Source organism: Streptomyces sp. UC4497, from assembly GCF_054871485.1.
Window position 1 is genome coordinate 20762 of record NZ_JBTYHB010000061.1, and the last position, 6772, is coordinate 27533.

Below are 6772 nucleotides of genomic sequence, written 5' to 3' on the forward strand. Positions count from 1 at the left end.
GCTCGGAGCCGGCCTCGTCGCGGCTCCTTGTGCGAATCTGTGCGCCGATGCTAGAGAGGCCCGCAGAGCAGCGGAAATGCACAGCGTGATTGGCTGGCATAAACACTGCGTATACTTCTGCCCCACGGACGGGCGGGTGGAGCACTACGTGAGCCGTGGCGGCAGCGCCGCCGTAGTCAGTGAGCGAGTGATGAGCGATGAAGCTCGGCCAAGTGGACCTCAACCTCCTCGTCGTCCTCGACGCCCTGCTGAGGGAGCAGAACGTCACCCGGGCCTCGGAGCGGCTGCACATGACCCAGCCGGCCACCAGCACGGCGCTGGCCCGGTTGAGGAAGGTCCTCGGTGATCCACTCCTGGTGAAACACGGGCGCCACATGGAGCTGACTCCGCGCGCGGAAGCGCTCGTCGAACCGGTCCGCAGCGTCCTCGCCACCATCGAGCAAACCATCGTGCGGCCCCCGGAGTTCGACCCCGCGCGGGACAACCGGGCCTTCTCCGTGACCGCCAGCGACTACATCGGGGTGACGCTGATCCGCCCGCTGCTGGCCGTGATCGCCGGCCTGGCACCGCACCTCAGGATCAACATGGGGCCGATCCACGACCGCTACGTCACCGCCCTGCAGCGGGACGAGATGGACCTGGCCGTACTGCCGGAACGGCTCGTCGGCGAGGGGGACCTTCCGGAGTGCAGGCGTATGCCGGTGAGCGAGGACCGGTTCGTCGGCGCGGTCTGGAAAGGCCACCCCCGAGCAGGGGAACGGCTCACGGCGAGCATGCTCGCTTCCCACCCCTACCTGGCCCATCAGCCTCTCGGCGGATCGAGCCTGGTCGAACAGGACCTGGACGCCGCGGCGGTCCCCCGCCGGGTGGAGGCGACCGCGGGCACGTTTGTCGCCATGCCGTTCATGCTCGCCGGGACCGACCTGGTCACGATCGTCCCGGAACGTCTCGGCCGCAGGGTCGCGCAGGCGGCGGACATCACGCTGCTGGAACCCGATCTCGAGCTGCAACCGCTGCGGCAGTGCGCCTACTGGCACTCCCGGCGCGACGCCGACCCCGGCCACCGCTGGCTGCGCGACCGGCTGTTGTCCGTCGCCCGGTCCCCGTACGAGGCCCCCGCCCCATAGCTCGTACGCGCCATAGCTCGTATTCACACGGCTTATTTCCGCCCGCTCCCGCGTCTCACTAGCGTCGGTCCCGAACCGAAGGAGGACGCTGTGACGCGTTGGGTGGACGGCCATGCCCTGGGTACATTCTCGGACGGCCGGGACCGGTACGCCGGCCTCGTCGTGCGGGACCGGGTGCTTCGACTGGACGGCTTCGGACTCCTCGACGGTCCGGTGACGGTCAGCGCGTTGCTGGACGCGTGGGACACCGTCCGGGACCAACTGGCGGAGATCGCCCGGACCGCGGGTGGCGACGACGGGCGGCCACTGGCCGAGTTGTCGGTCCACGCCCCGCTCGAACCCCGCCAGATCTTCCAGGCCGGCGCCAACTACCGTTCCCACGTGGCCGAGATCATCGTCTCCGGCCGCGAGGCGGGCGACCCGCGCTCCGACGACGAACTGCGGCGGGACGCCGAGGTGATGATGGACGATCAGGCCCGCGACGGAAGCCCGTTCTTCTTCACCGGACTGCCCTCCGCGCTGTGCGGCCCGGACGACGACATCCTCCTGCCCCCGGAGGCGGAGCAGGTCGACTGGGAAGTGGAACTGACCGTCGTCATCGGCAGGACCGCCCGCCGCGTGCCGCCCGAGCATGCCCTGGAGTACGTCGCCGGATACACGGTGTGCAACGACATCAGCGCGCGGGACCTGCAATTCCCCGCCAATCACGGTCCCTTGGGCGGTGACTGGGTGCGGGCGAAGAACCGTCCTACGTTCCTGCCGTGCGGCCCCTTCGTCGTGCCTGCCGGTGTCGTCGGCGACCACCGCGAACTGGAGCTGACGCTCGACCTCAATGGCGAGCGCAAGCAGCGGGACACCGCCGCCAATCTGCTCTTCGACGTCCCCACGCTGATCGCGCAGGCGTCGGCCGCGACCACCCTGTACCCCGGGGACCTGATCCTCACCGGCAGCCCGGCCGGCAACGGAGGCCACTGGAAGCAATGGCTGAAGCCGGGGGACGTGCTGGAGGCCGCCATCGCCGGGCTCGGCTGTCAGCGGAACACCTGCGTGGCAGAGGCGGTGTGAATCCCGCCGTGCCCGGCACCCGACACGTACGCGACCTCGTCGTGGCGGACAGACGCCCGGTCGGCGAAGGCACCGTGGAGGTACTCCTCGCCACCTCGGACGGCGGACATCTGCCCTCCTGGCCGCCGGGCGCGCACATCGACCTCATCCTGCCCGGCCGGTTGGTCCGGCCGTACTCACTGGCCGGAGAGCCCACCGACCGCACCCGTTGGCGCCTCCTGGTCCGGCGCTCGGCGGGCCGCGGCCGGGGCCGGTCGGTGGGCGACTCGGCCTCGGCCCACGTGCACGACCGCCTCGCCCCCGGAGACCGGGTGGCGTGCCGCGGTCCGTACGACCGCTTCCGGCTTGCGGGCGCCGGCGCCTACCTGTTCCTCGCCTCCGGCGCGGGCATCGCACCTCTGCTGCCCATGGCGCGCATGATTCGAGCGGCCCGGGTGTACCCGTGGTCGCTGGTGCACGTCGACCGGAGCGGGCGGCCGGGCCCGTTGCGGAGCGAGGTGCTGTCCCTGGGGGCCCAGGCGTCGGTGACCGCGGAACCGGACATCGCCGCGATCCTCGCGCACGCCGCTCCCGGAACGGCGGTCCATGTCTGCGGCGGAGGCACCTTCGTGGACGCCGTCGAGGACGCCGCACGGTCCGCCCCGCACGTCCGGATGCACCGGCAGCGCTTCGACACGTCCGTGACCGATGCGGACGGTGGCGCGAGGTGCGACGCATACGAAGCGGTACTGGCCCGCCGCGGGGACCGTGTCCGGGTCGCCGCGCGCACCCCCCTCCTCACCGCCCTGCTGGACGCCGGTGCACAGGTGCCGTACTCCTGCGGCGCCGGCATCTGCGGCGCCTGCGCCGTGCCGGTGCTCGACGGAGGGATCGCCCACCGCGACTCGGTCCTCACCCGGTCCGAACGCGACTCCGGTGCCGTGATCATCACGTGTGTCTCCGGAGCCGCGGGCGAAAGCCTCGTCCTGGACCTCTGAGAGCCCGGCGCCCCGAACGAGGACCGACACACCGTCATGACCGGCGTATCCGGCGGCTGTTCCGATCCGGAAATGCCGGCGATGGAAGACAAATAGAGAGCGGAGAACACCATGGGAGAGATCGCCAAGCTCGGCTACGTAGGGGTCGAATCCCCGTCGTACGAGGAGTGGCGCACGTGGGCACCCGAGGTCCTCGGCAGCATGCAGGGCCCCGACGGTCCTGACGGTGCCGTGCGCGTGAAGATCGACGAGGCCGACTACCGGATCTCCGTCCACCCGGGCGAGGAGCACCGATTCGCCTACGCCGGCTGGGAGGTGCTCAACCACCGCGACCTCGACGCCGCCGTGAAGCGCCTGGAGGACGCCGGAGTCAAGACACACGTCGCCGACGAGACCACGACCGAGGCGCGCGGCGTCGATCAACTCGTGTACTTCGAGGACCCGTTCGGTCAGCGCATGGAGCTGTTCTCCTACCAGGAGTCCGGCTACCGCGACTGGAACCCGCCGCGGCCCCACGCCGGATTCGTCACCGGCGACCAGGGCATGGGCCACGTCGTCTTCGTCGTGCCCGACGTTCGTAAGGCCGTCGACTTCTACACCGGCGCGATGGGCTTCCTCACCAGCGACATCATCACGCTCCAGGAGCCCCTGGGGGAAATGTGGTTCCTGCGCGCCAATCCGCGCCATCACAATGTCGCCCTGCTCGAAGTCCCCCACTCCGTCGGCCTGCACCACGTCTACCTGGAATCGCGCAGCCTCGACGACGTCGGCTACTCCTACTTCGACGTGCTCGGCGGCGACGAGAACCCCGACCTGCTGATGAACCTCGGCCGCCACATCGGCGACCAGACGGTCTCCTACTACATCCACTCACCCGCGGGATTCTTCATCGAGTACGGCTGGGACGGCCTGGCCATCGACGACCTGGAACGCCGCTCACCGCACAACATCAACGTCCGCAAAGGCAAGCGCTCGGACATGTGGGGCCACAAGTTCCGCTTCCAGCCCAACGAGACGGTCAAGCCCTACCAGCCCTGACCGACCGCGAAGGCACCCGACCGTAAGATTGCAGATCCTGCATTTTTGCGTATCATGCAAAGAGTGAACAGGAATACGGCCCCGGACGGTAGTTGGCGGGAGCGTAAGAAGCGGGCCACGCGGGCCGCTCTTGTGGAAGCGGCGGTACGGCTTGCCGCGCAGCACGGCGTGGAGAACGTGACCGTCGACGCGATCAGCGAGACGGCGGGCGTGTCCCCGCGCACCTTCTTCAACTACTTCGACTCCCGTGACGAGGTCTTCGTCATGGTCGGCGCGGAGTCGAGCGCCCGGGTGCGACGCGCCGTGCTCGACGCGCCGCGCGACCTCACGGCGCTCGAAGCGCTGCGCGACGCCATGGCGATGGAGCTCCAAGAGGTCGAGAAGCAACAGGAGTTGTGGCGGCTGCACGCCGACGTGCTGCGCCGCTCGCCCGACCTCCTGGCGCGCAGTATCGGCGCCCACATGGCCGACGAGATCGGTCTGGCCGAGGCGATCGCCGAACGGATCGGCGCCGGTTCCCCGCTGTTCTCCGACGACCGCCGGGCGGGGTCGACCGCCGAGCACGAGGAGCGGCGGCGGGCGCTGGGGCTGTATCCCCGGCTGCTGGCCGCCGTCGGCGCCACGGCGTGCCGGGTCGCCGTCGAGCACTGGTGCGTACGGCAGGACGACACCACGTTCACCGATGTCTTCCGTGAGGTGTTCGAGCAGGTGGCCGCCGGGCTGCCCGAACCTCCTGCCACCTCTGTGGACACCGACCGGTCGAACTGACCACGACGGCGTGTTCCACGACCGCCGCGACAATTCGAGAGAGACGAAGTGACTTCAACAGCGGCGCCCGAAGCGGCGTCACCGACTGCCATGTCGAATCGGCAGATACTCCAGGCCATGTCCGGGCTGATGGCGGGCATGTTCGTCGCCATCCTGGCCGGAACCGTGGTCGCCAACGCACTTCCACGCATCATCGCCGACCTCGGCGCGAGCCAGTCCTCGTACACCTGGGTCGTCACGGCCGAACTGCTGGCCATGACGGCGACCGTGCCGCTGTGGGGCAAGCTCTCCGACCTCTACAACCAGAAGCTGCTGCTCCAGCTGTCACTGGGCATGTTCGTGGTCGGCTCGCTGCTCGCCGGCTTCTCGCACGACGTCGGACTGCTCATCTTCAGCCGCGTCGCGCAGGGCATCGGCGCGGGCGGGCTCACCGCCCTCGCCCAGGTCGTGATGGCCGCCATCATCCCGCCGCGCCGCCTGGGCAAGTACGCGGGCATCTTCGGCGCCGTGTTCGCCGTCGGCACCGTCGCCGGGCCGCTCATCGGCGGCGTCATGGTCGACACCTCCTGGCTGGGCTGGCGCTGGTGCTTCTTCATCGGTGTCCCGTTCGCGCTGCTCGCGATCGTGCTGCTGCAGCGCACCCTGAAGCTGCCCACCGTCCGCCGCGAGGCGAAGATCGACTTCCTGGGTGCCTTCCTGATCGTCGCCGGTGTCTGCGCGCTGCTGATCTGGGTCTCGCTGGCGGGCAACCAGTTCGACTGGGCGTCCTGGCAGACGGCGGCCCTGACCGGTGGCGGAGTGGTGCTCCTGGTCGTCGCGTTCTTCGTCGAGGCGCGGGTGGCCGAACCGATCATCCCGCTGGGCATCTTCCGCAACCGCACCGTGTCGCTGACCACGCTGGCCAGCCTGCTGGTCGGTGTGGCCATGTTCGGCGGCACCGTGTTCCTCTCGCAGTACTTCCAGGTGTCGCTGGGCAAGTCCCCGACGATCGCGGGCCTGATGAGCCTGCCCATGATCCTGGGCCTGCTGGTCTCCTCCACGGTCGCCGGGCAGATCATCAGCGCCACCGGCCGCTGGAAGGTGTACCTCGTCGCCGGAGCCGTCGCCATGGCCGTGGGCCTCGGCCTGCTGTCCACCATCGGCGCGGACACGCACTTCGGCCTCCTGAGCCTGTACATGGCCATCCTGGGTATCGGCGTCGGCATGCTGATGCAGAACCTGGTGCTCGCCGCGCAGAACGACGTACCCGCCGCCGAACTCGGCGCGGCCACCTCGGTGTTGTCGTTCTTCCGCAGCATGGGCGGCACCATCGGCACCAGCGTCCTCGGCGCGATCCTCGCCAACCGGGTCGCCTCCGAGATGACGAAGGGCCTGGCCGATTCCGGGGTTCCCGCGGGTGCCACGGAGGGCGGCGGTCACAGCGTCCCGGACATGACCCAACTGCCGGGCCCGATGCGGGAGATCGTGGAACACGCCTACGGAGTCGCCACCGGTGACTTGTTCCTCGTAGCCACGCCGTTCGCGCTGCTCGCGCTGATCGCCGTTCTGTTCATCAAGGAGAAGCCGCTGAAGGACACGAGCGGCATGGAACGGCTCGCCGAGGAGGCGGACGTCGACAGGGCAGCGGTGTGAAATCGGTCGGCGGTGCCGCGGGGGTTTTAGCGGCCCCCCCCCCCCGGGGACGCGACAGCTGGTGGGGGGCCCCGGGGGGGTGGTGGCGGCCGACGCACAGCCCCACCGCGCCGCGGGCCCGGTGGGAGCCCTTCAACCGGGGGGGGCTGTGCGGCGGTCCCAAGG

General features: G+C 69.8%; 6 protein-coding genes. All 6 read left to right on the forward strand.

What is annotated here, in order from left to right:
* The first annotated feature begins 197 nt into the window (after positions 1-197).
* Entirely contained in the window at positions 198-1127 is a 930-nt protein-coding gene (locus ACYSUO_RS41205) for a LysR family transcriptional regulator (RefSeq protein WP_461781335.1), read from the forward strand.
* A gap of 90 nt (positions 1128-1217) precedes the next feature.
* Positions 1218-2192 (forward strand): fumarylacetoacetate hydrolase family protein, encoded by a 975-nt coding sequence (locus ACYSUO_RS41210; protein WP_461781336.1) that lies wholly within the window; start codon positions 1218-1220, stop codon positions 2190-2192.
* 8 nt (positions 2193-2200) lie between these two features.
* Positions 2201-3169 carry a flavin reductase family protein gene (locus tag ACYSUO_RS41215; RefSeq protein WP_461781337.1) on the forward strand — a complete coding sequence of 323 codons (969 nt, stop codon included), beginning with the start codon at positions 2201-2203 and terminating at the stop codon, positions 3167-3169.
* A gap of 111 nt (positions 3170-3280) precedes the next feature.
* Positions 3281-4207: a VOC family protein gene (locus ACYSUO_RS41220; RefSeq protein WP_461781338.1), complete on the forward strand. Its 927-nt coding sequence runs from the start codon at positions 3281-3283 to the stop codon at positions 4205-4207.
* 54 nt (positions 4208-4261) lie between these two features.
* Positions 4262-4975, forward strand: coding sequence for a TetR family transcriptional regulator (locus tag ACYSUO_RS41225; RefSeq protein WP_461781339.1), 714 nt, complete (start codon positions 4262-4264; stop codon positions 4973-4975).
* A 90-nt stretch (positions 4976-5065) separates the two neighbouring features.
* A complete protein-coding gene (locus ACYSUO_RS41230; protein ID WP_461781340.1) occupies positions 5066-6607 on the forward strand; it encodes an MDR family MFS transporter in 1542 nt (513 codons plus the stop codon).
* The last annotated feature ends 165 nt before the right edge of the window (positions 6608-6772 follow it).

Excerpts from the sequence above, each read along its gene's own strand:
- ACYSUO_RS41205 (WP_461781335.1), top strand. The coding sequence starts at position 198 with ATGAAGCTCGGCCAAGTGGACCTCAACCTCCTCGTCGTCCTCGACGCC.
- ACYSUO_RS41220 (WP_461781338.1), top strand. The coding sequence starts at position 3,281 with ATGGGAGAGATCGCCAAGCTCGGCTACGTAGGGGTCGAATCCCCGTCG.
- ACYSUO_RS41225 (WP_461781339.1), top strand. The coding sequence starts at position 4,262 with ATGCAAAGAGTGAACAGGAATACGGCCCCGGACGGTAGTTGGCGGGAG.
- ACYSUO_RS41230 (WP_461781340.1), top strand. The coding sequence starts at position 5,066 with ATGTCGAATCGGCAGATACTCCAGGCCATGTCCGGGCTGATGGCGGGC.